This window comes from Pandoraea aquatica (genome assembly GCF_902459565.1).
GTDB lineage: Bacteria > Pseudomonadota > Gammaproteobacteria > Burkholderiales > Burkholderiaceae > Pandoraea > Pandoraea aquatica.
In genome coordinates this window covers 620,881-647,703 of sequence record NZ_CABPSN010000002.1, presented here as the reverse complement: position 1 = coordinate 647,703, position 26,823 = coordinate 620,881, and the positions used below count along the sequence as shown (strand labels likewise).

The following is a 26,823-nucleotide window of genomic DNA, read 5'->3' as shown; positions in this document are numbered from 1 at the left end:
GGCACCCGTGGTTTTGCGCCTGCGCGGCGCCCTGGCTCGCGGGGCCTGGGCCGGAGCCACGGCGCTTGGCGTGACCTGCGCCAGCGCAATCATGGCATTCCTGCCATCTTCGAACGCCTTCGCCCAGTCCGGGCCGGCGGCACAGACCGCCCCCAAGGCACCCGCCGCCCCCGCCAGTGCACCGGCCGCCGCGCCCGCCAAGGCGAGCGCACCGGGTGCCGCGAGCGGTGCGAATGCAGACGTCGACAGTGAAGACGTGGCACCGAACGCGAACGTCCCGCGCGAGAAGCTGCCGAACGTTGCACTCAGCAGCGAGATCGTCTTCGAAGTGATGGCCGCCGAATTGAGCCTGCAACAAGGCAATCTGGCCCCCGCTTTCAATACCTACGTCGCCCTTGCCAACCGCACGAAGGATCCGCGCATGGCACGCCGCGCCGTAGAGATCGCACTCGGCGCACGCCAGCTCGGCGACGCGCTGATTGCCGCCAAGCTGTGGCATCAGCTCGACCCGTCGTGGCGTCCGGCGACCCAACTGCTGGCGAGCCTCGAAGTCGGCACCGGCCATCTGGCCGAAGCCGAACCGCTGCTGGTCGACGAACTGAATAAGGTGCCCGAAGCGCGTCGCGGTCAGGCCATTCTCGAATTGCAGCAGATGATAGCCCGCAGTCCGGAGCGCGCCACCGGCATCGACTCGCTCAAGCGCATGCTGGCGAACGACATGCAGCGTCCGGAAGCGCAACTGGCCATCGCCCGCTCGCAGCTCGACGCAGGCGACACCGCCGGCGCACGCACGTCGCTCGAAACCGCACTCAAGCTCAAGCCCGATTACGAAGCTGCGGCCTTGCTCTACGGTCAGATGGGTCCGGCGGAGCGCACCGGCGCGATCGCCAGCCTGAAGTCGTTCCTCGACCGGAATCCGAACGCCAAGGAAGCCCGCTTCGCCTACGCCAAGCTGCTGCTCGCCGACAATCAGCTCGACGCAGCGCAAAAGCAGTTCGAAACGCTGGAAAAGCGTTACCCGCATGAACTGTCGACGCTCATGGCGCTCGCGCTGCTGAACCTGCACGCGAACCATCCGGAACAGGCCGAACAGTATTTGCAGAAGTACGCGACGGAAGCCGAGCAGCAGAACACCGACGGCGCGCAGGCTTACGTCTACCTCGCGCAGATCGCGCAGGACCGCAAGGACTACCCGGCCGCCGACAAGTGGCTCTCGAAGATTCGCGAAGACAGCAACGCCTATCTGCCGGCGCAAATCGGCCGCGCGCAGCTGCTGGCCGATCAGGGCAAGCTCGATGAAGGCCGTGCGCTGCTGCATGGCATCAAGTCGAGCGAGCCGCGTGAGCAGCTTGCGCTCAAGCGTGCCGAATCGGATCTGCTCGTCAAATCGAAGCGTTACGACGATGCGGAGAAGTTGCTCGCCGTCGAAGTCAAAAACCATCCGGACGATGCCGATCTGCTCTATCAGTACGGCATGGTGGCCGAACTGAACAAGCACTACGACGTGATGGAAAAAGCGATGCGTCGCGTGATGGCGTCGCAGCCGGATAACGCGCAGGCATACAACGCCCTGGGCTACTCGCTCACGGAGCGCAATACGCGCCTGCCGGAAGCGCTCAAGCTGCTGCAAAAGGCGTCGTCGCTCTCGCCGGAAGATCCGTACATCATGGACAGCCTCGGCTGGGTGAAGTATCGCCTTGGCGACAAGTCGCAGGCGCTCGAACTGCTGCGCCGTGCCTACGGCATTCAGGCGCAAGCGGAAATCGGCGCGCACCTGGGCGAAGTGCTGTGGGAATCGGGTCAGCAAGACGAAGCGCGCAAGACCTGGCGCGAAGCGCTGAAGCTCGACGGCGACGATGACACGCTGCGCTCGACGATGAAGCGTTACAACGTCGCGCCGTAATGACCGTAATGACGTTAGCGCGCATGGTTGAGAAGGCTCAATTTGCGTCGCGCCCGGCGACACGCCGCGCCGACGCTTCCAGGTTCGTTCGTACAGCCGCCGTCGTGGTGGCTTGCGCGGCGAGCGTCATTGCAACGGGATGCGCCAGCCTCGCGCCGCCGACGCCCATCGAGCCGACCGCCGGCACGAGCGTCGAACACTATCGCGGCCGCTTCTCGGTGCGCTACGAGCAAAACGGCGAAGCGCGCAACACGTACGGCAATTTCGACTGGCAGCAAAACGGCGAGAGCGCCACCGTCCAACTGCTCGACCCGCTGGGTCAGACGCAAGCGATCGTGCGCGAAAATCCGCGCAGTGCATCGCTGGAACTACCGGGCAAGGCACCGCTCACCGGGTCTCGTCTCGAAGATGTCATGCACGATGCGCTCGGTTTCGCACTGCCGGTGGGCGGTCTGCGTTACTGGTTGCGCATGCAGAGCGCGCCGGGGTCGCAAGCGAGCATCGAACGCGATCCGCAGACGCAGCGTCCCACCCATCTGAAGCAGGACGGCTGGACCATCGACTATCAGGCGTATTTCGACGGCACGCCGCTGCGCGTCAAACGTGTCGATCTTTCGCGCGATATCGACGGCTCCCCGCTCGCCGTGCGACTCGTGATCGACGAGTAAGCCGTTCCCCGCCCCTCCCATTCAAAGTCTTCGTTTTTTGCCTTGCCATGTACGAAATCCTGCGTGACTGCCCGGCCCCGGCCAAGCTGAACCTGTTCCTGCACATCGTGGGACGCCGGCCCAACGGGTATCACGAACTGCAAACCGTCTTCCAGCTGATCGACTGGGCCGACACGCTGCACTTCGAGCGCCGCGACGACGGCCAGATCGTTCACACGAATCCGCTGCCCGGCGTGCCGCCTGAGACCGATCTGACGGTGCGCGCTGCGCGCCTGCTGCAAGAACACTGCGGCGTGCGCTTCGGCGTAGATATCGGCATCGAGAAGCGTCTGCCGGCCGGTGGCGGCATTGGTGGCGGCAGTTCGGACGCCGCGACGACGCTGCTCGCGCTCAATCGCATGTGGCAACTCGATCTGCCCCGCGAAACCCTCCAGACACTGGCCCTGAAACTCGGTGCGGACGTGCCGTTTTTCGTTTTCGGCCGTAATGCCTTTGCAGAAGGCCTCGGCGAAGAACTACACGCCGTGGATTTGCCGCAGCACCACTTCCTCGTGGTGAACCCGCGCGTGCACGTCGCGACCAACAAAATATTTACGGATCCCCTGTTGACAAGGGATACGAAGATCGTCACAATGGCGTTCTTTCTTGAGCACGCCAACAAAAACGTGTTCGAAACGGATGAAATCTTCCGTAACGACATGCAGGCGGTTGTCACTCGAGAATACGCGGAAGTCGCTGCTGTGATTGACTGGTTCAGAACCTTCACCACAGCACGTATGACGGGATCCGGTGCTAGCGTGTTTGGTGTATTCGACACGAAAGCAGATGCGGAAGCGGCATGCAAGCGATTGCCAGAGCGCTGGATAGGTCAAGTGACCACTAGCCTGGCCGAGCATCCAATGTTCGCCTTCGCGTAAAAGGGTTTTACTTTGTTGCGTTTCCTACAACGCAGCGAAGGCATCGGTTAGTGTAGGGGAGTCGCCAAGTTGGTTAAGGCACCGGATTTTGATTCCGGCATACGAGGGTTCGAGTCCTTCCTCCCCTGCCAATTTCTTCTGTCGTAAAGTCTCAGCATCCAAACGTCCCGCAGGTAGCCAGATGAGTAGTGATAACCTGATGGTATTCACCGGGAACGCCAATCCCGCCTTGGCCCAAGCGGTCGTCGATACTCTCGGTATCCCTCTCGGCAAAGCCATGGCCAGCCGGTTCTCGGATGGTGAGATTCAAGTCGAAATTCAGGAAAACGTGCGCGGCAAGGACGTCTTCGTCCTCCAGTCGACGTGCGCTCCGACCAACGACAATCTGATGGAACTGATGATCATGGTCGACGCGCTCAAACGCGCTTCTGCCGGCCGGATCACCGCTGCCATCCCATATTTCGGCTATGCCCGTCAGGATCGTCGCCCCCGCTCGGCGCGCGTGGCGATCTCGGCGAAGGTCGTAGCCAACATGCTGCAAATCGCAGGCGTCGAACGCATCATCACGATGGACCTGCACGCCGACCAGATTCAGGGCTTCTTCGATATCCCGGTCGACAACATCTACGCTTCGCCGCTGCTGCTGCAAGACGTGCGCGCGCAGAACCACGAAAACCTGCTGGTGGTGTCGCCGGACGTCGGCGGTGTGGTCCGTGCCCGTGCCCTCGCCAAGCAGCTGCATTGCGATCTGGCCATCATCGACAAGCGTCGTCCGAAGGCCAACGTCGCTGAAGTGATGAACATCATCGGTGAAGTCGAAGGCCGTACCTGCGTCATCATGGACGATATGGTCGACACCGCCGGTACGCTGTGCAAAGCCGCACAAGTGCTGAAGGAACGTGGCGCGAAGAAGGTGTATGCCTACTGTACGCACCCTGTGCTTTCGGGCGGTGCCGCAGCGCGCATCAACGCCTCGGAGCTGGATGAAGTGGTCGTCACCGACACGATCCCGCTGCGCGACGATTCGAAGGGCGGCAAGATTCGCCAACTGAGCTGCGCGAACCTGCTGGCCGAGACGTTCTCGCGTATCCGTCGCGGCGACTCGGTGATGTCGCTGTTCGCGGAATAAGCGTTCGGTAAAATTTTGCGACGGCGCCTGTGTGGCGCCGTTGTTATGTCGGCGGGGAGCCTATCCCCGCCTTTGTCGTTCCTGAAACCCGTGTTTTTCGACGGGAAATTCAGGAAGAAATCGCTGCCTGGTCGCGGGCAGTTCAAGGAGTTGTTATGAAAGTCGTCGCTTTTGAGCGTAATCTGCAAGGTACGGGTGCGAGCCGCCGCCTGCGCAATGCCGGTAAGACCGCAGGCATCGTGTACGGTGGTGAAGCTGCTCCGCAACTGATCGAACTCGATCACAACGCGCTGTGGCACGCCCTGCGTAAAGAAGCTTTCCACTCGTCGATTCTCGAGCTGGAAGTTGCCGGCAAGACCGAACAAGTGCTGCTGCGCGATGTGCAGTACCACCCGTTCAAGCAACTGGTTCTGCACGTTGACTTCCAACGTGTCGACGCGAACAAGCCGATCCACGTCAAGGTGCCGCTGCACTTCCTGGGCGCAGAAAACGCTCCGGCCGTGAAGCTGGCTTCGAACGTGATCAGCCACACGCTGAACGACCTGGACGTTAGCTGCCTGCCGGGCAAGCTGCCGGAATTCCTGGAAGTCGACCTGTCGACGCTGGAAGCTGGCAAGACGGTTCACGCTAAGGACGTCAAGCTGCCCGCCGGCGTGACGCTGACGCTGCACGTCGAGCAGGAAAACCCGGTGGTCGCACAAGCCGTTCAACCGGCTGGCGCTGCTGCTGACGAAGCGGCTGCTTCGGCTGAAGGCGAAACGCCGGCTGCTTAAGCCTCGTTCGCTAGCTTTCAGCGGCGACGCTGGACGCAAGACCCGCCGCGACATCATGTCCGGCGGGTTTTTTTATGGCGGCGCGCATGCCACGATGGCACGTGCCAAGATCCTGATACCGAAATGATCAAGCTGATCGTAGGGCTCGGCAATCCGGGCGCCGAATACACAGCGACGCGTCACAACGCGGGCTTCTGGTTCGTCGACGCGCTGGCGCAGCAATGCGGCGCATCGCTCACCAACCAAAAGAACTTTCACGGCTTCGCCGCGCGTACGCGTGTGGCCGGACAGGAATTGTGGCTGCTTGAGCCGCAGACCTTCATGAACCGCTCGGGGCAGTCGGTCGTCGCACTCGCTCGCTTCTACAAGATCCTGCCGGACGAGATCCTCGTGGTGCACGACGAACTCGATATGCTGCCCGGTACCGCCAAGCTCAAGCGTGGCGGTGGCAGCGGTGGACACAACGGCCTCAAGGACATTGCCGCGCATCTGACGACGCCCGAATTCTGGCGTCTGCGTCTGGGCATCGGGCATCCGCGCACGTTGCAACCGGCGGGCAGCCAGCAGCAAGTCGCGGATTTCGTGCTCAAGCCGCCGCGCAAGGAAGAGCAGGCGCAAATCGACGACGCGATGTCGCGATCGCTCGACATCGTCGACCTGGTCGTCAAGGGTGAGATGGAAAAGGCGATGATGCGCCTTCACGCAACGCCGGGGAAATAACCCGGCGGGTGAGACGTCGAATCGGAAGCGGTACAAGATGAGCGGCCGGGTGCCGCTCATGTCTGGCTAAGTCCGTGGCAAGCCCACGATCAGTCTGAGGCCCTCAGGCCGATTTAGCCGCTTGCAGATGGGTGTACTTCTCCAGCAGCTGCGTGGGCGTTTCGACATGCTCCGGATTGATGGGAATACACTCCACCGGACACACCTGCACACACTGCGGTTCGTCGAAGTGTCCGACACACTCCGTGCATTTGTTCGGATCGATCTCGTAGATCTCGACCCCCATCGAAATTGCGTCGTTCGGGCACTCAGGCTCGCACACGTCGCAATTGATGCATTCGTCGGTAATCATCAGTGCCACTGTTGACTCGCTTTCCTCTGGCCGTTCATTGACTTGCGTGAACCCCGGCGAACGGCAGCCGTCACGGTTCCTGGAACAATTCCTCGATTATACGAAAGTTAGCGGGTATCCACTTGCCGTCGCCGCGCCGGATGCCGCGACGCACCCCGCCCCATGCACCGGTTCGTCCGCCGACCGGCTCACTTTGGTGCACGACGCACCGCCGCGCGGAATGCCTATCAGCGCATTAGCGTGCATTTGCGCACGTCAGTCTCGCGCGCCGCCCCATTTCGACTTCAAGGCCATTGCCAACAACGCGCCCGACCGGCTGGCACGGTTAGTGCTTTATCACTGAGCATCACTGGTCGTACCAGTTCGACCGCTGTGACCTGCGTGCGCTAGTACGTGAGTGCGTCAGTACGTTGTCGCGCGCGCAAGCCCCTTTCACGTCATCGTCGTTGCCTAAAAGCCAAGGAGTTCGAGTCATGCCTGCGTTCCTTCATCAAGCCGGTCGTCGCCGGATGCTGCAAGCGGTTGTCGTTGCGTCGCTGGGAGGTCTCGCGGGCCTCGCACATGCCGATGCCCTCCAGACCATCGCCAAGACCGGTGTCATCCGCATTGCCATCCCGCAGGACTTCCCGCCGTTCGGCTCGATCGGCACCGACCTCAAGGTGCACGGCTACGACATCGACATGGCAGAGCTGATCGGCAAGGAGATCGGTGCCAAGGTCGAACTCGTACCGGTCATCAGCACGAACCGTATCGCGTATCTGACGACGGGCAAGGTCGATGTTGTCATTTCGTCCCTCGGCAAGAATGCCGAACGCGAGAAGGCCATCGATTTCACGAAGGCGTACGCGCCGTTCCCGAAGAGCGTCTATGGTCCGCAAGACATCGCGATCAAGGTGCCCGCCGACCTCGCCAACAAAACCATTGCGGTGACGCGCGGCTCGACGGAAGACCTCGCGCTGACCGCTGTCGCCCCGCCGAGCGCGAACATCAAACGATACGAGGACAACAACGCCACGGCGGCGTCGTATCTCGCCGGTCAGGTGCAGCTCGTGACGCTGGGCAACATCGTGGCGAACGCCGTGCGCGAGAAGAGCAAACAGCGCGCCTTCGATCTGAAATTCCCGGTGGAAGAAACGCCCTGCTACATCGGTGTAGGCAAAGGCGAAACGGCGATGGTGGCGAAGCTGAATGCGATCATCGATAAGGCGAAGGCCGATGGTCGTCTGAACGCCATGTCCGTCAAATGGATGCAGGCACCGCTGCCGAAGGGCTTCTGATGCACATCGCGAACGAATGCGCGCTCAGACAGTCGCTTCGATTCGCGACCTGAACCGCGGCGCGATGCGCCGCTTAAGTAATCGGACTTAAGTAATTACGCTTAAACATGTCCGCAACAAAAAACCCCGCAGTGTCGAGACACGCTGCGGGGTTTTTGCTGACGTCACGCGAAACAACCGGTAACGACGTACGCCTGCTCAGCTCTTCGGCGTCATCTCGCCGACTTTCGTGACCAGCCACTTTTCGACGGACGGGAACACGAACTTGCTGACGTCGCCACCCAGTTGGGCGATCTCGCGCACGATGGTGCCCGAGATGAACTGGTACTGGTCGGACGGTGTCATGAACATCGTCTCGACGTCGGGCAACAGGTAGCGGTTCATACCCGCCATCTGGAACTCGTACTCGAAGTCGGACACGGCGCGCAGCCCGCGCACGATCACGCGCGCCTGATGCTTGCGCACGAAGTCCTTGAGCAGGCCGGAGAAGCCTTCGACGCTCACGTTCGGATAGTGCCCGAGCACTTCACGCGCGATGTCGATCCGCTCTTCGAGCGAAAAGAACGGCTTCTTGTTTCGGCTGTCGGCCACCCCGACCACGAGCTTGTCGAAGATGCCCGCCGCACGGCGGACCAGATCCTCATGGCCTCGGGTCAACGGGTCGAACGTCCCCGGATAGATCGCCACTACCATGCCAACGTCTCCTCGCGGCGGGGGACCGCTGCTGCGTACTTATTCATTGTGGTCTCTAGGTTTTCGGAATCGATTCAAGCAAATGATAATGCACCGCTCCGGCTTTCGCCCGGCGCAGGCACACGAGGCCCAGCTCGGCGAGTGCATCGTCCTCCAGAGGGACATCCGACTCGGCGTAGATCACGCCGTTCGGCGCGAGCAGACGGGCGGCGGGCGCCAGCAGATCGTTCAGCCAGCCACTCGTGAACGGCGGATCGAGGAAAATGACGTCGAAAACCCCGGGCGAGAGTGTGGTTATCAGGCGTCTGGCATCCGCCTGCACGATCTCGATCTGATTGGCATCGAGTTTGGCCTGATTGGCGCGCAACTGACGAATGGCCGCCGCAGCGGACTCGACCAGCAACACCCGCTGTGCGCCGCGCGAAGCGGCCTCGAAGCCGAGCGCACCGCTGCCGGCGAAGGCGTCGAGGCACTGCATGCCCGTCAGGTCCTGTCCGAGCCAGTTGAACAGCGTCTCCCGCACGCGATCAGGGGTCGGCCGCAGACCGTCGCCCGGCGGCACCGGCAGCGGCGTGCGCTTCCACTGACCGCCGATGATGCGGACCTGCTGCGGCGCGCCGCGCGCCACGTTACCTGCACCGGACTTCATGGCGTCCTCCGCAATACGGCTTGACTGGGGGCACCGCTGACGGTGGAAAAATGGGGTCGCGCGCGTCGTTGTGCACGCAGAGAATCCAAAATCATGGCAATTCACGCTACATTGTTGAGGCGAAACATACCACATCGCCCGAGCCTTATGACCCATAGGCCATACCCCATAAGGGACAGCGGCGCGCGGCGGTGCACAAATCCCGGCCGATGAACGTCTGGCTTCGCGACGCAGTCCCAACGTTGATCCACCGTTGTTGCCCGGCCACGCGACAGGAGACCGCAGATCCGCCATGACCGATGCCGCCATCGAGGTAACCGAGCTATGCAAGGCCTATGACGGCCGCCCCGTGGTCGATCACCTGTCGCTACGCGTCGCACCGGGTGAATGCTTCGGCCTGCTGGGCCCCAACGGTGCGGGCAAGACGACCACGTTACGCATGCTGCTGGGCCTCGTTACGCCCGACGCCGGCGAGATCCGGCTCGGCGGCCTGTCCGTCCCGAAGCTGGCACCGCAAGCGCGACGTCGCGTCGGCGTCGTGCCTCAGTTCGACAATCTGGACCCCGACTTCACGGTGCGCGAAAACCTGGCTGTCTTCGGACGTTATTTCGGACTCGCCTCGGCCGATATCAAGGAACGCGTTCCCGCACTGCTGGCGTTCGCCCGTCTCGAATCGAAGGCGGATGCCCGCGTCGCCCAGCTCTCGGGCGGCATGAAGCGACGCCTCACGCTCGCCCGCGCCCTCATCAACAATCCCGACGTGCTCGTGCTCGACGAGCCGACGACCGGGCTCGACCCGCAGGCCCGGCATCTGATCTGGGAGCGACTGAAATCGCTGATGAACGAGGGCAAGACGATTCTGCTCACCACCCACTTCATGGAGGAAGCCGAGCGTCTGTGCCACCGGCTGTGCGTGATCGACGCCGGACGCAAGATCGCAGAAGGCACACCGCCGGAACTCGTAGCGCGCGAAATCGGGTGCGATGTCGTAGAAGTCTTCGGTGACGTTCCGCATGCCCTCCTCGCCAGCCTCGCGCCGTTCGCCGAACGCATCGAGACCAGTGGCGAGACCCACTTCTGCTACGTTCGCGACGCCGTGCCGGTCGTGAATGCCTTGCAGGACCAGCCGGGGGTGCGGTATCTGCATCGCCGGGCCAATCTGGAGGATGTCTTTCTCAAGCTCACGGGACGGGAGATGCGCGATGACTGAGCACGACCCGCGCGACGACACGAACGCCGGGGCTACGACACCCCAGGCAGCCCGCCCTGCCGAAGCGTCGCCCCACGCCACAACTGCGCGCGGGCACCTACCCGTGCAGCCGCCCGACGCGCCTCGCTACCTGCCGGGCGTCACGCCGTGGATGGGTGTCTGGCGACGCAACTTTCTGGTGTGGCGCAAGCTCGCGATTGCCTCGATGTTCGGCAATCTCGCAGACCCGATGATCTACCTCTTCGGCCTGGGCTTCGGTCTCGGCATGATGGTCGGCAACGTCGACGGTACCTCGTATATCGCGTTTCTCGCCGCGGGCACCGTCGGCTCCAGCGTAATGTTCTCCGCGAGCTTCGAGTCGATGTATTCGGGCTTCTCGCGCATGCACGTACAGCGCACCTGGGAGGCGCTGATGCATACCCCGCTGACGCTGGGCGACATCGTGCTCGGCGAGGTCGTCTGGGCCGCCAGCAAAGCCGTGCTCTCGGGCGTTGCGATCCTGCTGGTGGCGAGCGTGCTCGGATACGCGCGCATCGACAGTCTCGCCGTGGTGCTGCCTGCCGTTTTGCTCGCGGGGTTGGCGTTCGCCAGTCTCGCCATGGTAATGACGGCACTCGCGCCGAGCTACGACTTCTTCATGTTCTACCAGACGCTCGTGATGACACCGATGCTGCTGCTCTCCGGGGTGTTCTTCCCGTTGTCGCAACTCCCGGCAGCAGCGCGTCATGTGACGGAGTGGCTACCGCTCGCGCACGCCGTCGCGCTGATTCGCCCCGCCATGCTCGGGCGCGCCATCGACTTGCCGTGGCTGCATGTGGGCGCACTTGTCGCCTACACCGTCGTCGGCTTCTCTGTTGCGCTGGTGCTGTTGCGTCGCCGGATACTTCGATAGCGTTCGTTGGCGTTCATTAGCGTTCGATAGCGAATCCGACACGTCGGCCACAAAGAAAAACGGCACCGGAAATCCCGGTGCCGTTTTTCGTCGAACGTGATCAGACGTGTGAACTACACGCTGTCGTCACTTCACGGGCTTGCTGGCTGCCGGTGTGGCGCTCGGCACCGCTGCGCCGGCGCTTGCCGCACCGAACACATCGCTCGGTCCGACGACGACGGTTGCGAGACGATCCGGCTGCACGTGACGCGCAAACGCGTCCTTCACCTGCGCTGCCGTCACGGCCTCGACCTTGGCGGTCCACGTGTCGAGGTAGTCGAGCGGCAGGTTGTAGAAGCCGATGGCCGCCACGTTCGCCAGCAGTTTGCGGTTGCTGTCCAGACGCAGCGGGAAACCATTGGTCAGGTTGTCCTTCGCTGCCTGCATTTCCTCCGCCGTGGGTCCATCCTGAACGAATCGGGCCAGCGTCTCACGCACGACCTTGAGCGCTTCGGGCGCTTGCTCACGACGTGTCTGCAAGTTGATCTCGAACGGCCCCTCCTGCAACTGCGGCACGAAACCACTCGATACGCCGTACGTCAGACCGCGCTTCTCGCGCACTTCCGCCGTCAAACGCGACACGAAGCCACCGCCGCCCAGCACGTAGTTCCCCACGAGCAACGGGAAGTAGTCGGGATCGCTGCGCGCCATCGACGCCTGCCCGGCCGCAATATGCGCCTGCTCGGCCGGATGCGGCAGATCGAGCTGCACCGCGCTGCGCAGCGCCGCCACCGGCGGCATCGTGGGCGGCGTAACGCCAGCAGGCATGGCGTCCGTCAACTGCGCGACAAGCTTCTCGGCCTGTGCACGGTCAATGTCGCCAACGATGGAGACGACCGCCCGCTTCGGGCTGTACATATCGCGATAGAAGCGCATCAGATCGTCGCGCTTCACGGCGTTGACGCTCGCCACCGTCGGCGTCACGCCATACGGATGGCTGCCGTAGATCGCGCTGCGAAACGCCTTCTCGACAATCGCCTCGGGCTTCGTATCCGACTCGGCAATCGCCGACGACAGACGCGCCGTCTCACGTTTGAGCACGACATCGGGGAACGTGGGATGTTGCAGAAATTGCGCGAGCGTACTCACGGCCGCATCACGTTCGGCCGCCGACGATAGCGTGCGGATGGTGACGGTCGCGGCGTCGCGCCCGGCGCTCGTCGCTTCCATCGCACCCACGTCGGCGAAACGGTCGGCAATCTGCGCCTCGCTCAGCGCGGGATGCCCGCCTGCGGCCGCTGCGCCAGCGTCGAGCAACCCGGCCGTCAGCAACGCCAGCCCGGATTTGCCTTTCGGGTCGTAACGGCTGCCCGCATCGAAATCGATGTTCACGTCGATCATCGGGATCGAGCGGCTCTCCACGAGCATCACCTTGGCACCGGACGGCGCGACCCAGGTCTGGATCGGCAGCGCTGCGCTGGCCGTGAGCGGCAGACCGGCCGCCAGCACGCCAGCGGCTGCGCAAGCCATGACACCCGTTCGCGCGGGCACGGAGAACGCACGCATCAGTGCGGAAATTTTCATCATCGTGTGTGGCCCTCTCAGCGCATGTTCTTCAGGTCTTGCGCCCCTTGGGCGCGGCGCTTGCGTGTCGCCTCGTCGATCGGCTGCGGCACGAGCGTGGCAACCGTCAGCGATTCGTCGCCGAAGTACTTGCCAGCGACCGCCTGCACCTGCGCGGGCGTGACTGCCTTCACCTTTTCAAGCATGCGATCGATCTGACGCCACGAAATGCCCGACATCTCGTTCAGTCCGATTTCCATCGCCTGACCGAACACCGAGTCGCGCTTGTAGATCTGCGACGCCACCACCTGCGCCTTCACGCGCTTGAGCTCCGCTTCCGTTACACCGTGTGCCGCGATGTCGGCGATCTGTGCACGCAGGGCCTTCTCGATCTGCTCCGGCGTCTTCCCCTGCGCAGGGGTCGCGTCCATGATGAAGAACTGCGGGCCGCGCCCCACACCGTCGTAGCTCGCGCCGACGTCGTTCGCAATGCGCTGCTCGCGCACGAGGCGGCTCGTCAGACGCGCGTTACCGTAGCCGTCGAGCACGGCGGAGAGCACCTGCAATGCGTAGACGTCGTCATCCTTCTCGACGTCGTTCAGACGCGGCGCACGCCACGCGAGCATTACGTTCGGGTTCTCGGCCGGCGCTTTCACGAACACGCGGCGCACGCCCAACTGCGCCGGCTCGTTCTGCGGACGGCGCTCCGGCAGCGCATGCGACTTGATGGGGCCGTAGTACTTCTCGGCGAGCGCCTTGACCTGCGCGGGATCGACGTCGCCGCTCACCACGACCACGGCGTTGTTCGGCGCGTACCAGCGCTCGTACCAGTCGCGCGTGTCCTGCACGGTCATGTGCTGGAGATCGTCCATCCAGCCGACGATCGGGCGACGATACGGATTTGCCACGAGCGCGGTGGCCATCAGTTGTTCGTAGAGCAGTGCGCGCGGCTGGTCGTCCGTGCGCAGACGACGCTCCTCCATCACCACCTGAATCTCTTTGGCGAATTCGTCGGCGGAGAGCGTCAGGTTGGCCATGCGATCGGCTTCGAGACGCATCATTTCCGGCAGACGCGACTTCTCCGTCTGCTCGAAGTAGCCGGTGTAGTCCTTGCTCGTGAAGGCGTTCTCGCGGCCGCCGAGGGCAGCGACCTGACGGGAGAACTGGCCCGCGCCGACGGTCTTGGTGCCCTTGAACATCATGTGTTCAAGCGCGTGGGCGACGCCGGTGGTGCCGTTGAACTCGTCGAGCGACCCGGCGCGATACCAGACCACATGGGCGACCGTCGGTGCCCGATGGTCTTCGCGTACGATCAGCCGCAGACCGTTCGAGAGCGTGAATTCCGAAGTGTTATCCGTTGTCTTGCTGCCGCCGGTGTCAGCGGCGTGGCTCAGGCTCATCACACCCGCCAGTGCCAGTCCGGCCAAGGCGTGTCGCCAGCGCATGGTTCCCGTCATGGATCCCCTTTCGCCCATCATGGACGTCGATTCGCGTCTGATAAAATACGTCGCATTTCCCGCGTCGGAAACAACGACCTGCCCATTGTAGGGGGTTTTGTGCGACGCGAATGGCAGGACAAATCATAGTCGCACGCCGATAGCGCGCCCCCACGTCGAGTTCCTCACCCCATGTTCAGTTTCTTCAAGCGCTTCAAGTCGGGCGGCAACAAGGCCGCCGAAACGAGCCCCGCACCGACCGAATCGCCCGAATCCGAAGCGCCTTCCGCAGACGTTTCGCAGACGCAAATTCCGCAGACGTCCGCAGCGCCGCAGCAGCCCGTAAGCCCGCAGGCACACGGCGACACGGCATCGCCGGCACCTGTCACGCCTGCCGCAACCGTCGCGCCTGTTGCACCTGTTGCACCGGCACCTGTCGCGCCGTCCGCCCCCGCAGCCGCGCCGACGCAAGCAGTCCAGCCCACGCAACCGACCACCAGCGCTGCCGAAAATTCGGCGCATTCCGAGCCGACGCGGGTCAATGTCCCAACGGCCCCCACGCCGGTTGCGGCGGCACCAACGCCTGCCCCGCAGCCGACGCCCGCAGCCCCCGTCGTTCAGAGCGCGCCCCTTGAGCCCACCAAGCCCATCGAGCCCGCCAAGCCCGTTGAACCGATCACCCCGGTAGCCCCGCCGCCCGCCCCGGTCGTTGTGACGGACGCGCAAGGCGAAGCCATCGGCGAAATCGTCTCGGCACCGGCCCCCGAACCGGCCGCCAAGCGTTCATGGCTCACCCGCCTGAAGGCCGGGCTGTCGAAGACGAGCGCAGGCATCACGGGCATCTTCGTCGGCGTCAAGGTCGACGAGAACCTGTTCCAGGAGCTCGAAGACGCCCTCCTGATGAGCGACGCAGGCGTGGACGCCACGACCTACCTGATCGACGCCCTGCGCAAGAAGGTCAAGGCCGAGCGCCTGACCGAAGGCGAACAGGTCAAGCGCGCGCTGCACGACCTGCTCGTCGACCTGCTGCAACCGCTCGAACAGAGTCTCGTGCTGGGCCGCGAAGCGCCGATGGTCGTGATGATCGCGGGCGTGAACGGTGCAGGCAAAACGACCAGCATCGGCAAGCTCGCCAAGCACTTCCAGCACTACGGCCAGTCCGTGCTGCTCGCGGCGGGCGATACGTTCCGCGCCGCGGCCCGTGAGCAACTGGCGATCTGGGGTGAACGTAACAACGTCGCCGTCGTCGCGCAGGAAAGCGGCGATCCGGCCGCCGTGGTGTTCGACGCCGTGAGCGCCGCACGCGCCCGCAAGATCGACATCGTGATGGCGGACACGGCAGGCCGTTTGCCTACGCAGTTGCATCTGATGGAAGAGCTCAAGAAGATCAAGCGTGTGCTGGGCAAAGCGGCCGACGGCGCCCCGCACGAGGTGTTGCTCGTCATCGACGCCAACACCGGTCAGAACGCGCTCACGCAGGTCAAGGCCTTCGACGACGCCCTTCAGCTCACCGGTCTCATCGTGACCAAGCTCGACGGCACGGCCAAGGGCGGCATTCTGGCGGCCATCGCCCGTCAGCGCCCGGTCCCGGTGTACTTCATCGGCGTGGGCGAGAAGGTGGAAGACCTGCAACCGTTCTCGGCCCGCGAGTTCGCCGACGCCCTGCTGGGCTAAGCGGCGAACCACGTCGCGAACAACACCGCGAAGCCAACGCATCAAGTCAAACGGCCCGCACACTAACGTGGCGGGCCGTTTGTTTTTCATCTCAGTTGCAGCGTCACATCTGTTGCGCGACGAGTCCCGCGCAAAGCCCCCACATCATGAGGCCGACCACGCCGTCGAGAATCTGCCACGCACGGGCGCGCGAGAAAAGTGGTGCGAGCAGACGTGCGCCGTAGCCGAGCGCCGTGAACCAGAGGACGGACGCGATCATCGCCCCGCCCGCGAACCACATATTGCCGGGCGACGGCTCGCGTGCGCCGATGCCGCCGAGCAGAATCACCGTGTCGAGATAGACGTGCGGGTTCAGTAGCGAGAGCATCAGCACGAGACCGATGGCGCGCTGCCACGACATCTCCTGCATCGCCGCGCGACTACCGTCCGCTTGCAACGCGCCTGCGCCGCGAAACGCCGCACGCCATGCCCGCAAGCCGTAGAGGAACAGGAACGCCGCGCCACCCCACGTCACGATCGTGATGAAACGTGGATAGGCGGCGATCAGACCGCCCATGCCCGCCACGCCTGCGGCAATCAGCGCCATGTCGCAGATCGCGCAGACCGTCACGACGATGCCGACGTGACGTCGCAAAATCCCCTGACGCAAGACGAACGCGTTCTGCGCGCCAATTGCCATGATGAGGCTGGCGCCAAGCGCCATGCCCCGCCAGAAAGCCGGATCGATCATCTAAGGACTTACTCTGCGTCGGGTTGCGCTTCGGGTGCGGCGCGCTGGAACGCTTCGAGCGTCTGGCAATGCGCGTGGATGGCGGCGATGTGCGGGAATTGCGTCATGTCGACCTTGAAGCGATTGGCGTTGTAGATCTGCGGCACGAGGCAGCAGTCGGCCAGTGTCGGCGTGTCGCCAACGACGAACTTGCCGGGCGACGTCTGTGCGGCGAGACGCGCTTCGAGCGCCTTGAACCCTTCCACGATCCAATGCACGTACCACGCGTTCTTCTGTTCTTCCGTCACGCCCATGTCGCGCTTGAGGAAACGCAGCACGCGCAGGTTGTCGATCGGGTGAATGTCGGCCGCGATGTCCAGCGCCAGTGCACGGACCTGCGCACGCGTTGCCGGGTCGGACGGCAGTAGCGCGGGCGTCGGATGCACGTCTTCCAGATACTCGATGATGGCGAGCGACTGATGGATGTTGACGTCGCCGTCAATGAACGTCGGCACCAGCGCATTCGCGTTGAGCGCACGGTAGGCCGGCTTGAGATGTTCGCCACCGTCGCGCACCAGGTGCACCGGCACGATGTCGTAGTCGAGTCCCTTGAGGTTCAGGGCGATACGCACTCGATAGGCCGCAGAACTGCGGAAATAGCTGTACAGCGTGAGCGTGGACATGGGGCTGACCTCGAAATCGAAAATGCGGGAAAACCGAAGATTTGGGGGAGACGCGGCGACCGGGGATCGTGAAGATCCGGTGGGGCCGCAGGCGCGCCCGAACACGAGATGGTACTGCAAGCGCTGGCCCCGATGACACCTGATTGCGTATGATGGATAGCGACTCGCCCACGAACCAGAAGCCGCACTCCACAGATAACCGCGTCATGACCTCTGCCGCCCCCTTTGCCTGCGCCCCACTGCTCAAGATCATCGCCCGCGGTGCGAAAGGCGCGCGCGCGCTGAGCGCCGACGAAACCCGCACGCTGTTCGACGCCATCCTTGCCGACCGGGTCTCGCCCGCCGAGCTGGGCGGTGTACTGATCGCGTACCGCATCAAGGGCGAGACGCCCATCGAACTGCGCGCCATGCTCGACGCCGCGCACGCCACGTTCACCCCGCTCGTCGCCCCGGCCGACGCCCCGCCGCCGGTCCTGCTGCCGAGCTACAACGGCGCGCGCAAACAACCGAACCTCACGCCGTTGCTGGCGCTGCTGCTCGCGCGCGACGGCATCCCGGTGCTGGTGCACGGACAGCATCACAGCGGCGCGAATCGCGTCGGCACGCAGGCGATCTTCGCGGAACTCGGTCACCCCGCGAGCCAATCGGCCGCCGAGGCGGAGGACGCCCTGCGCGCTCGCCGCGTCGCCTATCTGCCGATTGCGGCACTGTCGCCCGCGCTGGAGCGCCTGCTGGAGATGCGTGCGGCGCTCGGCGTGCGAAATTCCGGGCACACCGTCGTCAAGCTTTTGCAGCCGTTCGCCGGACCCGCGCTGCGGCTCGTGAACTACACACATCCGGAGTATCGGGAGACGCTGAGCGAAATGTTCGCTGACGCGGCCAATAGCGCCGCCCCCGGCGTGCTGCTCGCGCGCGGAACGGAAGGCGAGCCGGTCGCGGACGCGCGCCGTCAGGCGGCGATCGACGGATTTTCGAACGGGGAATACCGGTCGTGGCAGGACGCCGAGGAAGGCGCTACCGGCGCACCGCCGTCGCTACCTGCCGCCGACGCCCCGGCCACCGCGCGATGGATCGAAGCAGTACTCGCCGGAGAGATTCCGGTGCCGGCCCCCATCGCGCGTCAGGTCGAATTGATCCGTCAGGCCGTCGGGCTAAGCACGTCATCGACACATTGAAACGAAATACGCGCGCAACGTCGGACAACTCGCGCGGATTTCGTCACAAAATCGAAATATTGCGGAAAAATCCGATATTTCCGGAACATTTTGTCCCGAAACACATCAAATCTTCTGTTTTGGAGAGGACGCCCGGAGAGTACCGGGCGGGTCAGATTTCAGACAGGCGCTGAGCGGCGATTCGGATACGGTCGAATGCTTCAGTCTGCCGACGCCATGCGGGTTGCCTGCCAGGAGATGACAAGCCAGGCTTCGGCCAGCAGCTTGTGCACTGCCGTGTAGGTCATTTGCGACGCGAGCGAACCGGTCGCGGTTTCCAGTTCGACCTTGAGCTTGCCGGTGACGACCACCGTGTCGCCGAACTGGCGGAGTTCCTGCGCTTTCGGATCGACGTCGATGTCGAGGTAACGGCGGCGGCCGGAGCTGATCGCGTCGAGAAATTCGCGCTTGGTCTCGCGTTTGCCATTCGAATGCACGTAGAACAGATCGTCCGCGAGGAGCTTTTCCAGCTCATCGACATCGCCTTCGATCATCGCTTCGAAGCGCGCCGATTCGAGTTGTCGTACCGCGTCAATGTGCTTTCCCGCCATGCTGACCTCCCATCCTTCGCCATCACTTTACGCTCGTGGCTTGGGTTGCAATTTACACCATCCGAGTCACGTTTGCGCCAGTGACTTCTCCCGTTTGACGGGGGGTGCTGGAAAACCCCAAGAAGCCGGAAACTTCCCGTCCGGTAAGGGTTCTAACGTCTTTAGCACTCATCGAAAGAGAGTGCTAAAATGCTTTCCCAGAGGCTAACCAGGAGTCCACCACTTGAGTACTGCCGCCAACAAGCATCCGACGACGCCGGCCACCGGCACGGCGCCGAATTCGCGTGCCCTTGCACTTGCCCCGTCGGCGCTGATGCTGCCGGGCAGTCTGGGCAATATCGACAGCTACATTCAGGCTGTCCATCGCATTCCCCTGCTCACCGCCGAGGAAGAGCAGTCGCTCGCCAAGCGCCTGCGTGAAAACGACGACCTCGAAGCCGCCCGCCAGCTCGTGCTCTCGCACCTGCGTCTGGTGGTCTCGATCGCGCGTAATTACCTCGGTTACGGTCTGCCGCACGCCGACCTGATTCAGGAAGGCAATATCGGCCTGATGAAGGCCGTCAAACGCTTCGATCCCACACAGGGTGTCCGACTCGTGTCGTACGCCATGCACTGGATCAAGGCCGAGATTCACGAATACGTGCTGAAGAACTGGCGCACGGTCAAGGTCGCCACGACCAAGGCCCAACGCAAGCTGTTCTTCAATCTGCGTAGCCAGAAGCAAGGCTTGCAGGCTTTCACGCCGGAAGAGATCGATCAGGTCGCACGCGATCTGAACGTCAAGCGTGAAGACGTCATCGAGATGGAAACGCGCATGTCGGGCGGCGATATCGCCCTCGAAGGTCACAGCGACGACGGCGAAAGCGCGAGCTTCGCCCCCATCGCCTATCTGGCCGACTCCCATCAGGAGCCGACCGCCGTGATCGCCGCACGCGAGCGTGACCATCTGCAAAGCGACGGTCTGCAAACAGCGCTGGGCCGTCTCGACCCGCGCAGTCGCCGTATCATCGAAGCGCGCTGGTTGTCGGTCGCCGACGACGGCAGCGGTGGTGCCACGCTGCATGAACTGGCAGACGAATTCGGCGTCTCCGCCGAGCGTATCCGTCAAATCGAAGTGGCCGCCATGAAGAAGATGAAAGGCGCGTTGCAAGCCTACGCGTAATACCGGGATCGGGTGTCGAAGGCAGCGACAAATTGCCACACGACACCGCGACCCACGTCGACGGAACATCGCCGACAGCCAAGCCCCGTGAAGCCCGAGAGGTTCGCGGGGCTTTTTTATTGGACTTCGAAAGTTCATCCGCCATCTGATCGCGACTTGATGCATCGCAAGGTCTGCTATCGACCCCGTCGATAGAATCGGCTCGTACGTAGCCATGCTGCGTGCGAAGGACGGCCCGGGGGCCGTTCGCCGCGCCGGACCCTTGTCTCGAATCCGCTTCTCATCTGCCGTTGCTCACGACGGCAGATCCGCATCGAACCAGCGTCATCTGCGTGTCATCCGCCCCCGTGCGCTGCGGTTTGACATTTTCAAGCGATAAGGCAAAATGCGCCGAAAGTCGACGCTGTTCCCAACAACACGACTTTCGACGCCAGGAGCCGTCACGGATGGACACCCACTCTCCTAGCAGTCTGAAGCCTCACGCCACGGCATCACCCGCCGCGTCGGCAGTATCGGCCGCAGCGGTCTCGGCCCCGCCGACACCGGCAGCCACGGGCATCCTCGCCTGGATGATCCGACGCTGGCGCACCCGCCCTTCCCGTTTTGCCTTCGAAATCCTGATCGTTTTGGCGATCAAGGTAGTACTCCTGTTCATTCTGAAGCACGCGTTCTTCGACGCTCCAATGGCCAAGCACATGCAATTGCCGCCGGACGTCGTGGCCCGCGCCCTCATCGGGCCGCAGGCTGTCGAAGCGCAGTCCCCCACCAAAAATCAAGGTGTCCGCCATGATCAGTAGCGAAGTCGTCGACCTCTCGCGCTTGCAGTTCGCCATAACGGCGCTGTATCACTTTCTGTTCGTCCCGCTCACACTGGGCCTGTCGTGGCTGCTCGTCATCATGGAATCGGTCTATGTGATGACCGGCAAGCAGATCTACAAGGACATGACCCAGTTCTGGGGCAAGCTCTTCCTGATCAACTTCGCGATGGGCGTGACCACGGGTCTCACGCTCGAATTCCAGTTCGGCACCAACTGGGCCTACTACTCGCATTACGTCGGCGACATCTTCGGTGTGCCGCTCGCGATCGAGGGGTTGATGGCCTTCTTCCTCGAAGCGACGTTCGTCGGCCTGTTCTTCTTCGGATGGAACAAGCTCTCTCGCATCGGCCACCTTGCGACTACCTTCGCAGTGGCCCTCGGCTCGAACCTCTCGGCGCTGTGGATTCTCGTGGCCAACGGCTGGATGAACAATCCGATCGGGGCGCACTTCAACTACGAGACCATGCGCATGGAGCTGAGCAGCATCTGGGAAGTGGTGTTCAACCCGGTCGCTCAGGTGAAGTTCGTGCACACGCTCTCGGCCGGTTACGTGACCGCCGCCATGTTCGTGCTCGGCATCTCCGCGTGGTACCTGCTCAAGCGTCGCGACGTGCCGTTCGCGCTGCGCTCGTTCGCGGTCGCGGCGGGCTTCGGTCTGGCGTCCACGCTGTCCGTCATCGTGCTGGGCGACGAATCGGGCTACACCACGGGTGAAGTACAAAAGGTGAAGCTCGCGGCCATCGAAGCGGAATGGGAGACGGCCAAGCCGCCGGCATCGTTCACGCTGTTCGGCTTCCCGAATCAGAAGGAACAACGCACCGATTACGCGGTGAAGATTCCCTGGGCGATGGGGCTGATCGCCACGCGCTCGGTCGACACGCCGGTCATCGGTCTCACGCAGTTGCGCGACGAGCATAAGGACAACATCAAGCGCGGCATGATCGCGTTCGCGGCCCTCGAAAAGCTGCGCAGCGGCGATACGTCGCCGGCGGTGCGCGCCGAGTTCGACAAGTTCAAGGACGACCTCGGCTACGGCCTGCTGCTCAAGAAGTACACGCCGAACGTCGTCGACGCCACGCCGGAACAGATCCTGATGGCGGCCAACGACACTATTCCGCCCGTGGCGCCCGTGTTCTGGTCGTTCCGCATCATGGTCGGCCTCGGCTTCCTGTTCCTCTTCACGTTCCTCTGGGCGTTCTGGCTGTGCGCACGACGCCGTCTGCTCAAGCCGCGCTCGGCGTGGTTCCTGCGCTGGTGCGTGTGGGCGATTCCTCTGCCGTGGCTCGCCGCCGAGTTCGGCTGGATCGTCGCCGAAATGGGACGTCAGCCGTGGACCATCGCCGGTATTCTGCCGACGCATCTCTCGACGTCGTCGCTGTCGGCCACCGATCTGTACATGAGTCTCGCGGGCTTCATCATCTTCTACACCGCGCTGCTCATCATCGAGATGTTCCTGATGGTGAAGTACGTCAAGCTCGGCCCGTCGTCGCTGCACACCGGCCGCTATCACTTCGAGACGGAAGGGTCGAGCGGCGCCGCGATGGCGGGCGACCGTCCGGCAGCTTCGGTCTGATCGTCAGGGAGACACACATCATGATGATCGATTACACCGTACTCAAGCTGATCTGGTGGGTGCTCGTCGGCGTGCTGCTGATCGGCTTCGCCTTCTTCGACGGCTTCGACATGGGCACCGGCACGCTGCTGCCCTTCCTCGGCAAGACCGACGCAGAACGACGCGTCATCATCAACACCATCGCCCCCACGTGGGAAGGCAACCAGGTCTGGTTCGTGACGGCAGGCGGCGCGATGTTCGCCGCGTGGCCGCTCGTCTACGCCGCCGCCTTCTCGGGCCTGTACTGGGCGCTGCTGCTCGTGCTCTTCGCGCTGTTCCTGCGACCGGTCGGCTTCGACTATCGCAACAAGTTGCCCAGCGCGCGCTGGCGCAACTCGTGGGACTGGGCGCTGTTCGTCGGCAGCACGGTGCCGTCGCTGGTGTTCGGCGTAGCCTTCGGCAACCTGCTGCTCGGCCTGCCGTTCTCGTTCGACAACACCCTGCGCTCGACCTACACCGGGTCGTTCTGGGCCTTGCTCAATCCGTTCGCGCTGTTGTGCGGACTGGTCAGCCTGCTGATGCTGGTCACGCACGGTGCCGCGCACCTTCGCATGAAGGCCGACCCGCTCGTGGCCGAGCGCGCCGGACGCATCATGCGTCTCACCGCATTGGGCACGCTGCTGCTGTTCCTCGTGGCCGGGGTGCTGGTCGCCACGCACGTCGACGGCTTTGCCATCACGCAGATGGGGGCCACCGACTCACCGGCCAACCCGTTGATGAAGCAGGTCACCACCGGCCCGGGCTTGTGGCTCACGAACTATCACACCTATCCGTGGATGATTGCCGCGCCGGTCGTTGCCTGCCTGTGCGCGTTGCTCGCCGCCCTGCTCGCCACGAGCCGCGCGTATGCGTGGACGTTCGTCGTCACCGGGCTGATGATCGCGGGCATCATCCTCACCGCCGGCTTCTCGATGTTCCCGTTCGTCATGCCCTCGGCCACCGCGCCGGGCAGCAGCCTCACGGTCTGGGACGCCACGTCGAGCCAACTCACGCTGCAAATCATGCTGATCGCCGTGGTCGTCTTCCTGCCCATCATCCTGCTCTACACCGGCTGGGTGTATCGCGTGATCCGTGGGCGCGTGACGATCGAGACGGTCAACGACAACCCGCACACGATGTACTGATCAAGGAGTCGCGACATGTGGTACTTCTCTTGGATTCTCGGCCTTGGCCTCGCGCTCGCGTTCGGCATCATCAACGTGATGTGGTTCGAAGCGCATGACGACCTCGAACGTCGCAGTCAGGAAGGCAGTTGAGCCTGACGATGCGGCATCTCGGCTCGTCGTAGAAACAAAAATCGCGCCTCCAGGGGCGCGATTTTTTATGGCGGTGAGATCGTGAGACGAATCGAAGCCTTAGCTCAACAACGTCTTCAGATCCTTGGCCATGGCATCGACCGGCTCGTCCGGACGCATGAACAAGCGCAGTTGCCCGTTCGGATCGAAGACGTAAATCCCGGCGGTGTGATCGATGGTGTAGTTGTTGGGCGTCGAGCCTTCCACCTTGTTGACCACCACGCGGAACGACTTGGTCACTTCCTTGAGCGCGGCGTCATCCGCAGGACGCAGCCCCACGAACGCGGGATTGAACGCGGGCACGTACTGCCCCATCAGCTCAGCCGAATCGCGCTGCGGGTCGACCGTCACGAACAGCACCTGCACGCGCTGGGCGTCGTCCGCACCGAGCTTCTGCATCACCTGATTGAGTTCCGCCATCGTGGTCGGGCAAACGTCCGGGCAATGCGTGTAGCCGAAGAACATCACCACGGCCTTGCCCTTGTAATCGGCGAGCGTGCGTGTCTTGCCCTGCGGGTCCTGCAACGAGAAGTCCTTGGCGAACTCCTTGTTACCGGTGATATCGAGGCTCGTGAACGTCGGCCCTTCCTTACCGCAGGCGGCGAGAAGCACCGTCAGCCCCATCAGCAACATCGCGCGGCGCAACCAGATGACAGCAAGATTCATGAACGAATGACCCCAGAACGTATGGAAAAAACGCCTTCGGAAAATACAACAGGCGCGCCGGCGAAGAATACCGTAACGCGCCTGTCGTCGTGACTCAGCCTGTGACGGGCAAATGCCCCGGAGGTTCAGCCCAGCAGGTAGATCTGCACGTAATGGTCGACCAGCAGCGCCGCGAACAGCAGCGAGAGGTAGACGATCGAATAGCGGAACATCGAGCGCGACAGCTCATCGGAATACTTGCGCCACAGCTTGATCGCGTAACCGAGGAAGATGCCTGAGAGCACCACCGCCGAGACAAGATACAGATAGCCGCTCATGCGATGTGCGAACGGCAGCAGCGACACCGCGAACAGCACCACGCTGTAAAGCAGGATCTGCAGACGCGTGTACTTCTCGCCGTGCGTGATCGGCAGCATCGGCAGCCCCGAGTTCACATAGTCCTGGCGGCGGTAAAGCGCCAGCGCCCAGAAGTGCGGCGGCGTCCAGACGAAAATGATCAGCACCAGAATCCACGCATCGGCCGGCACGACGCCGGTCGCAGCGGCCCAGCCGAGGGCCGGGGGCATCGCACCTGCCGCGCCGCCGATCACGATGTTCTGCGGCGTCGAGGGCTTGAGGATGATGGTGTAGATGAGCGCGTAACCGACGAACGTGCCGAGCGTCAGCCACATCGTCAGGGGATTCGTGAACGTATAGAGCACCACCATGCCGGCGGCACCCAGAATCGTCGAGAAGACGATGATCTGCCACGGCGCAATCTCGCCGCGTGCCGACGGACGCCACGCGGTGCGGCGCATGAGCGCGTCGACGCGTTGTTCGATCAGGCAGTTCACGGCGAAGGCCGATCCGGCGAGCAGCCAGATGCCGATGGTGCCGCCGATCAGCACCTGCCACGGCACCATGCCGCGCGTGGACAGGAACATGCCGATCACGGCACAGAAGACGGCGAGCTGCGTCACGCGGGGCTTGGTCAACGCCCAGTATTGCGCGATACGGCTAGCCGGCGGATGGGGAAGGGTCGTGCTTTTCATACACTCTGAAGGCAATGCGCTACGCCGGGCCAGACGGGGCGCCGAGCGGTGCGGCAGCCGGCTCCGCTGCGGAGAAAGGCTTCTGGCGGGCCGGGACGTCTGCCTGATCTATCAGGCTGGCCGCAATGGGCGCCGCTGCGACTAGGCGGGCGGCGCGAATGCGGTAGTTTAACATGACAAGCAAAAGCAGCAGGACCGCCGCGCCGCCGTTGTGGGCGATGGCATTGAGCAGCGGCCATTGGAAAACGATGTTCGACAATCCGGTCGCGAATTGCACGAGCACCAGTAGAAATACCAGAATCGAGAGCTTTCTGAGCGCGGCATGACGTCGCAGGCGGCTCGCCAGCCACGCCAGATACAGCACCACGACCACGGCAAACGTCCGGTGCACCCAGTGAATCGCCACGAGCGCATCCATCGGAATCACCTCGCCCCCCGCCGTCTTGCCCAGTTCTCGCCATAGCCTGAACCCGTTGTGGAAGTCCATCGACGGAATCCACTGACCCTGACACGTCGGGAAGTCAGTGCATGCCAATACAGCGTAGTTGGTGCTTACCCATCCGCCAAGGGCAATCTGGAAGACGAGCAACGCCAGTCCGATCAGCGCCGCCCAGCGCCAGCGCAAGGCGCCGGCATCGGCCGCAACGCTCGTCAGTGGCATCTGCCGGCATGCCAGCCATGCCAGCGATCCGAGCAAAGTGAGCGCCAACATCAAATGGATGGAGACGATCACCGGTTGCAGCTTCATCGTGACGGTCCACGCACCGAATGCCCCCTGCACACACACGAGCACCAGCAGCCACGTGGCCAGCCACGGCGATTGCTTCAGCTCGCGACGCTTCACCCACGCCATCACCATCAAAGTGATGATGAGCACGCCGACGGCCATCGCGAAGTACCGGTGGATCATCTCGATCCACGCTTTGACGAAGGTCACCGGACCGCTGGGCAGCATCAACTGCGCGGCGTGGATATCGGCATGCGCGGCGAACGGCGACGACGTGCCGTAGCACCCCGGCCAGTCGGGGCATCCGAGACCCGAATCCGTCAGACGCGTGAAGCCGCCGAACATGATCAGGTCGAGCGTGAGAAAGGTCGTCACCCAGGCCAGTTTGCGGTACTTGTTCGCGTCGCGTCGCAGCAGCACCCAGCCGAGCGGCAGCACCGCGATACACAGGCCGATGAAGCCCAGTTCCAGAAGGTAAAGCATCGGTTTTACGTCAGTTCTTCAACATGTCCGGGGCGCA

General features: G+C 63.2%; 27 protein-coding genes and 1 tRNA gene. 17 read left to right on the top strand and 11 right to left on the bottom strand.

Translation table 11 applies throughout. The features are described 5' to 3' along the window. The first annotated feature begins 91 nt into the window (after positions 1 to 91). The 7 genes from PAQ31011_RS08495 (at position 92) to pth (ending at position 6,110) form a co-directional block, all read left to right on the top strand. Positions 92 to 1,903, top strand: a complete 1,812-nt coding sequence (locus PAQ31011_RS08495; RefSeq protein WP_246179446.1) for a tetratricopeptide repeat protein — start codon at positions 92 to 94, stop codon at positions 1,901 to 1,903. A 23-nt stretch (positions 1,904 to 1,926) separates the two neighbouring features. Next, positions 1,927 to 2,571 (top strand): outer membrane lipoprotein LolB, encoded by a 645-nt coding sequence (locus tag PAQ31011_RS08490; protein WP_150575383.1) that lies wholly within the window; start codon positions 1,927 to 1,929, stop codon positions 2,569 to 2,571. Between the two features lie 47 nt (positions 2,572 to 2,618). After that, the gene (gene ispE / locus PAQ31011_RS08485) at positions 2,619 to 3,488 is read left to right on the top strand and encodes a 4-(cytidine 5'-diphospho)-2-C-methyl-D-erythritol kinase (protein WP_150575382.1); all 870 of its coding nucleotides are present in this window, start codon (positions 2,619 to 2,621) and stop codon (positions 3,486 to 3,488) included. 54 nt (positions 3,489 to 3,542) lie between these two features. Further along, positions 3,543 to 3,619, top strand: a tRNA-Gln gene (locus PAQ31011_RS08480). A gap of 50 nt (positions 3,620 to 3,669) precedes the next feature. Then, positions 3,670 to 4,617 carry a ribose-phosphate pyrophosphokinase gene (locus tag PAQ31011_RS08475; RefSeq protein ID WP_039395490.1) on the top strand — a complete coding sequence of 316 codons (948 nt, stop codon included), beginning with the start codon at positions 3,670 to 3,672 and terminating at the stop codon, positions 4,615 to 4,617. A gap of 155 nt (positions 4,618 to 4,772) precedes the next feature. Further along, positions 4,773 to 5,390, top strand: a complete 618-nt coding sequence (locus tag PAQ31011_RS08470) for a 50S ribosomal protein L25/general stress protein Ctc (RefSeq protein ID WP_150575381.1) — start codon at positions 4,773 to 4,775, stop codon at positions 5,388 to 5,390. Positions 5,391 to 5,513: 123 nt separating this feature from the next. Next, positions 5,514 to 6,110, top strand: coding sequence for an aminoacyl-tRNA hydrolase (pth, locus tag PAQ31011_RS08465; protein ID WP_150575380.1), 597 nt, complete (start codon positions 5,514 to 5,516; stop codon positions 6,108 to 6,110). 103 nt (positions 6,111 to 6,213) lie between these two features. Here pth and PAQ31011_RS08460 read toward each other — a convergent pair whose 3' ends face one another. Beyond that, the gene (locus PAQ31011_RS08460; RefSeq protein WP_039395480.1) at positions 6,214 to 6,471 is read right to left on the bottom strand and encodes a YfhL family 4Fe-4S dicluster ferredoxin; all 258 of its coding nucleotides are present in this window, start codon (positions 6,469 to 6,471) and stop codon (positions 6,214 to 6,216) included. Between the two features lie 500 nt (positions 6,472 to 6,971). On the opposite strand from PAQ31011_RS08460, the gene PAQ31011_RS08455 reads away from it, so the two are divergent. Continuing rightward, entirely contained in the window at positions 6,972 to 7,739 is a 768-nt protein-coding gene (locus PAQ31011_RS08455) for a transporter substrate-binding domain-containing protein (RefSeq protein WP_246179487.1), read from the top strand. A 198-nt stretch (positions 7,740 to 7,937) separates the two neighbouring features. Here PAQ31011_RS08455 and coaD read toward each other — a convergent pair whose 3' ends face one another. Both coaD and rsmD read right to left on the bottom strand, forming a co-directional pair. Further along, positions 7,938 to 8,432, bottom strand: coding sequence for a pantetheine-phosphate adenylyltransferase (coaD, locus tag PAQ31011_RS08450; protein ID WP_150575378.1), 495 nt, complete (start codon positions 8,430 to 8,432; stop codon positions 7,938 to 7,940). A 55-nt stretch (positions 8,433 to 8,487) separates the two neighbouring features. Next, positions 8,488 to 9,081, bottom strand: coding sequence for a 16S rRNA (guanine(966)-N(2))-methyltransferase RsmD (gene rsmD, locus PAQ31011_RS08445; protein WP_150575377.1), 594 nt, complete (start codon positions 9,079 to 9,081; stop codon positions 8,488 to 8,490). A gap of 292 nt (positions 9,082 to 9,373) precedes the next feature. On the opposite strand from rsmD, the gene nodI reads away from it, so the two are divergent. Both nodI and PAQ31011_RS08435 read left to right on the top strand, forming a co-directional pair. Beyond that, the gene (nodI, locus tag PAQ31011_RS08440) at positions 9,374 to 10,291 is read left to right on the top strand and encodes a nodulation factor ABC transporter ATP-binding protein NodI (protein ID WP_150575376.1); all 918 of its coding nucleotides are present in this window, start codon (positions 9,374 to 9,376) and stop codon (positions 10,289 to 10,291) included. Then, positions 10,284 to 11,183, top strand: a complete 900-nt coding sequence (locus tag PAQ31011_RS08435) for an ABC transporter permease (RefSeq protein WP_281349988.1) — start codon at positions 10,284 to 10,286, stop codon at positions 11,181 to 11,183. The genes nodI and PAQ31011_RS08435 overlap by 8 nt, the downstream gene beginning before the upstream one ends. A 126-nt stretch (positions 11,184 to 11,309) precedes the next feature. Here PAQ31011_RS08435 and PAQ31011_RS08430 read toward each other — a convergent pair whose 3' ends face one another. Together PAQ31011_RS08430 and PAQ31011_RS08425 are read right to left on the bottom strand one after the other, a co-directional pair. Beyond that, positions 11,310 to 12,749, bottom strand: a complete 1,440-nt coding sequence (locus PAQ31011_RS08430) for a M16 family metallopeptidase (protein WP_246179445.1) — start codon at positions 12,747 to 12,749, stop codon at positions 11,310 to 11,312. Positions 12,750 to 12,763: 14 nt separating this feature from the next. Continuing rightward, the gene (locus tag PAQ31011_RS08425; protein WP_150575375.1) at positions 12,764 to 14,182 is read right to left on the bottom strand and encodes a M16 family metallopeptidase; all 1,419 of its coding nucleotides are present in this window, start codon (positions 14,180 to 14,182) and stop codon (positions 12,764 to 12,766) included. A 171-nt stretch (positions 14,183 to 14,353) separates the two neighbouring features. On the opposite strand from PAQ31011_RS08425, the gene ftsY reads away from it, so the two are divergent. Then, positions 14,354 to 15,835, top strand: coding sequence for a signal recognition particle-docking protein FtsY (ftsY, locus tag PAQ31011_RS08420; RefSeq protein ID WP_217424848.1), 1,482 nt, complete (start codon positions 14,354 to 14,356; stop codon positions 15,833 to 15,835). Between the two features lie 103 nt (positions 15,836 to 15,938). Here the strand turns inward: ftsY and PAQ31011_RS08415 are convergent, their stop codons facing one another. Both PAQ31011_RS08415 and maiA read right to left on the bottom strand, forming a co-directional pair. After that, positions 15,939 to 16,565, bottom strand: coding sequence for a LysE/ArgO family amino acid transporter (locus PAQ31011_RS08415; RefSeq protein ID WP_150575374.1), 627 nt, complete (start codon positions 16,563 to 16,565; stop codon positions 15,939 to 15,941). A gap of 8 nt (positions 16,566 to 16,573) precedes the next feature. Next, the gene (gene maiA / locus PAQ31011_RS08410; RefSeq protein ID WP_150575373.1) at positions 16,574 to 17,227 is read right to left on the bottom strand and encodes a maleylacetoacetate isomerase; all 654 of its coding nucleotides are present in this window, start codon (positions 17,225 to 17,227) and stop codon (positions 16,574 to 16,576) included. A gap of 206 nt (positions 17,228 to 17,433) precedes the next feature. On the opposite strand from maiA, the gene ybiB reads away from it, so the two are divergent. Next, positions 17,434 to 18,402, top strand: coding sequence for a DNA-binding protein YbiB (gene ybiB / locus PAQ31011_RS08405; protein ID WP_150575372.1), 969 nt, complete (start codon positions 17,434 to 17,436; stop codon positions 18,400 to 18,402). A 200-nt stretch (positions 18,403 to 18,602) separates the two neighbouring features. Here the strand turns inward: ybiB and PAQ31011_RS08400 are convergent, their stop codons facing one another. Then, entirely contained in the window at positions 18,603 to 18,992 is a 390-nt protein-coding gene (locus tag PAQ31011_RS08400) for a nuclear transport factor 2 family protein (RefSeq protein WP_039395446.1), read from the bottom strand. A gap of 313 nt (positions 18,993 to 19,305) precedes the next feature. On the opposite strand from PAQ31011_RS08400, the gene rpoH reads away from it, so the two are divergent. The 5 genes from rpoH (at position 19,306) to cydX (ending at position 23,840) form a co-directional block, all read left to right on the top strand. After that, positions 19,306 to 20,154, top strand: coding sequence for an RNA polymerase sigma factor RpoH (rpoH, locus tag PAQ31011_RS08395; RefSeq protein WP_246179485.1), 849 nt, complete (start codon positions 19,306 to 19,308; stop codon positions 20,152 to 20,154). A 446-nt stretch (positions 20,155 to 20,600) separates the two neighbouring features. Further along, entirely contained in the window at positions 20,601 to 20,951 is a 351-nt protein-coding gene (cydP, locus tag PAQ31011_RS08390; RefSeq protein WP_150575370.1) for a cytochrome oxidase putative small subunit CydP, read from the top strand. Continuing rightward, positions 20,941 to 22,545 (top strand): cytochrome ubiquinol oxidase subunit I, encoded by a 1,605-nt coding sequence (locus PAQ31011_RS08385; RefSeq protein WP_150575369.1) that lies wholly within the window; start codon positions 20,941 to 20,943, stop codon positions 22,543 to 22,545. Before cydP ends, PAQ31011_RS08385 begins: the two co-directional genes overlap by 11 nt. Positions 22,546 to 22,571: 26 nt before the next feature. Further along, entirely contained in the window at positions 22,572 to 23,708 is a 1,137-nt protein-coding gene (gene cydB / locus PAQ31011_RS08380) for a cytochrome d ubiquinol oxidase subunit II (protein ID WP_150575817.1), read from the top strand. Between the two features lie 15 nt (positions 23,709 to 23,723). Continuing rightward, positions 23,724 to 23,840, top strand: coding sequence for a cytochrome bd-I oxidase subunit CydX (gene cydX / locus PAQ31011_RS08375; protein WP_042114280.1), 117 nt, complete (start codon positions 23,724 to 23,726; stop codon positions 23,838 to 23,840). A 99-nt stretch (positions 23,841 to 23,939) separates the two neighbouring features. On the opposite strand, the gene PAQ31011_RS08370 is transcribed toward cydX, so the two are convergent. The 3 genes from PAQ31011_RS08370 to PAQ31011_RS08360 form a co-directional block, all read right to left on the bottom strand. Then, positions 23,940 to 24,545 carry an SCO family protein gene (locus tag PAQ31011_RS08370; RefSeq protein WP_150575368.1) on the bottom strand — a complete coding sequence of 202 codons (606 nt, stop codon included), beginning with the start codon at positions 24,543 to 24,545 and terminating at the stop codon, positions 23,940 to 23,942. 125 nt (positions 24,546 to 24,670) lie between these two features. Beyond that, the gene (gene cyoE / locus PAQ31011_RS08365) at positions 24,671 to 25,576 is read right to left on the bottom strand and encodes a heme o synthase (RefSeq protein WP_150575367.1); all 906 of its coding nucleotides are present in this window, start codon (positions 25,574 to 25,576) and stop codon (positions 24,671 to 24,673) included. Positions 25,577 to 25,595: 19 nt separating this feature from the next. Then, on the bottom strand, positions 25,596 to 26,786 hold the full coding sequence (locus PAQ31011_RS08360) for a COX15/CtaA family protein (RefSeq protein WP_150575366.1): 1,191 nt from the start codon (positions 26,784 to 26,786) through the stop codon (positions 25,596 to 25,598). Positions 26,787 to 26,823: the final 37 nt, after the last annotated feature.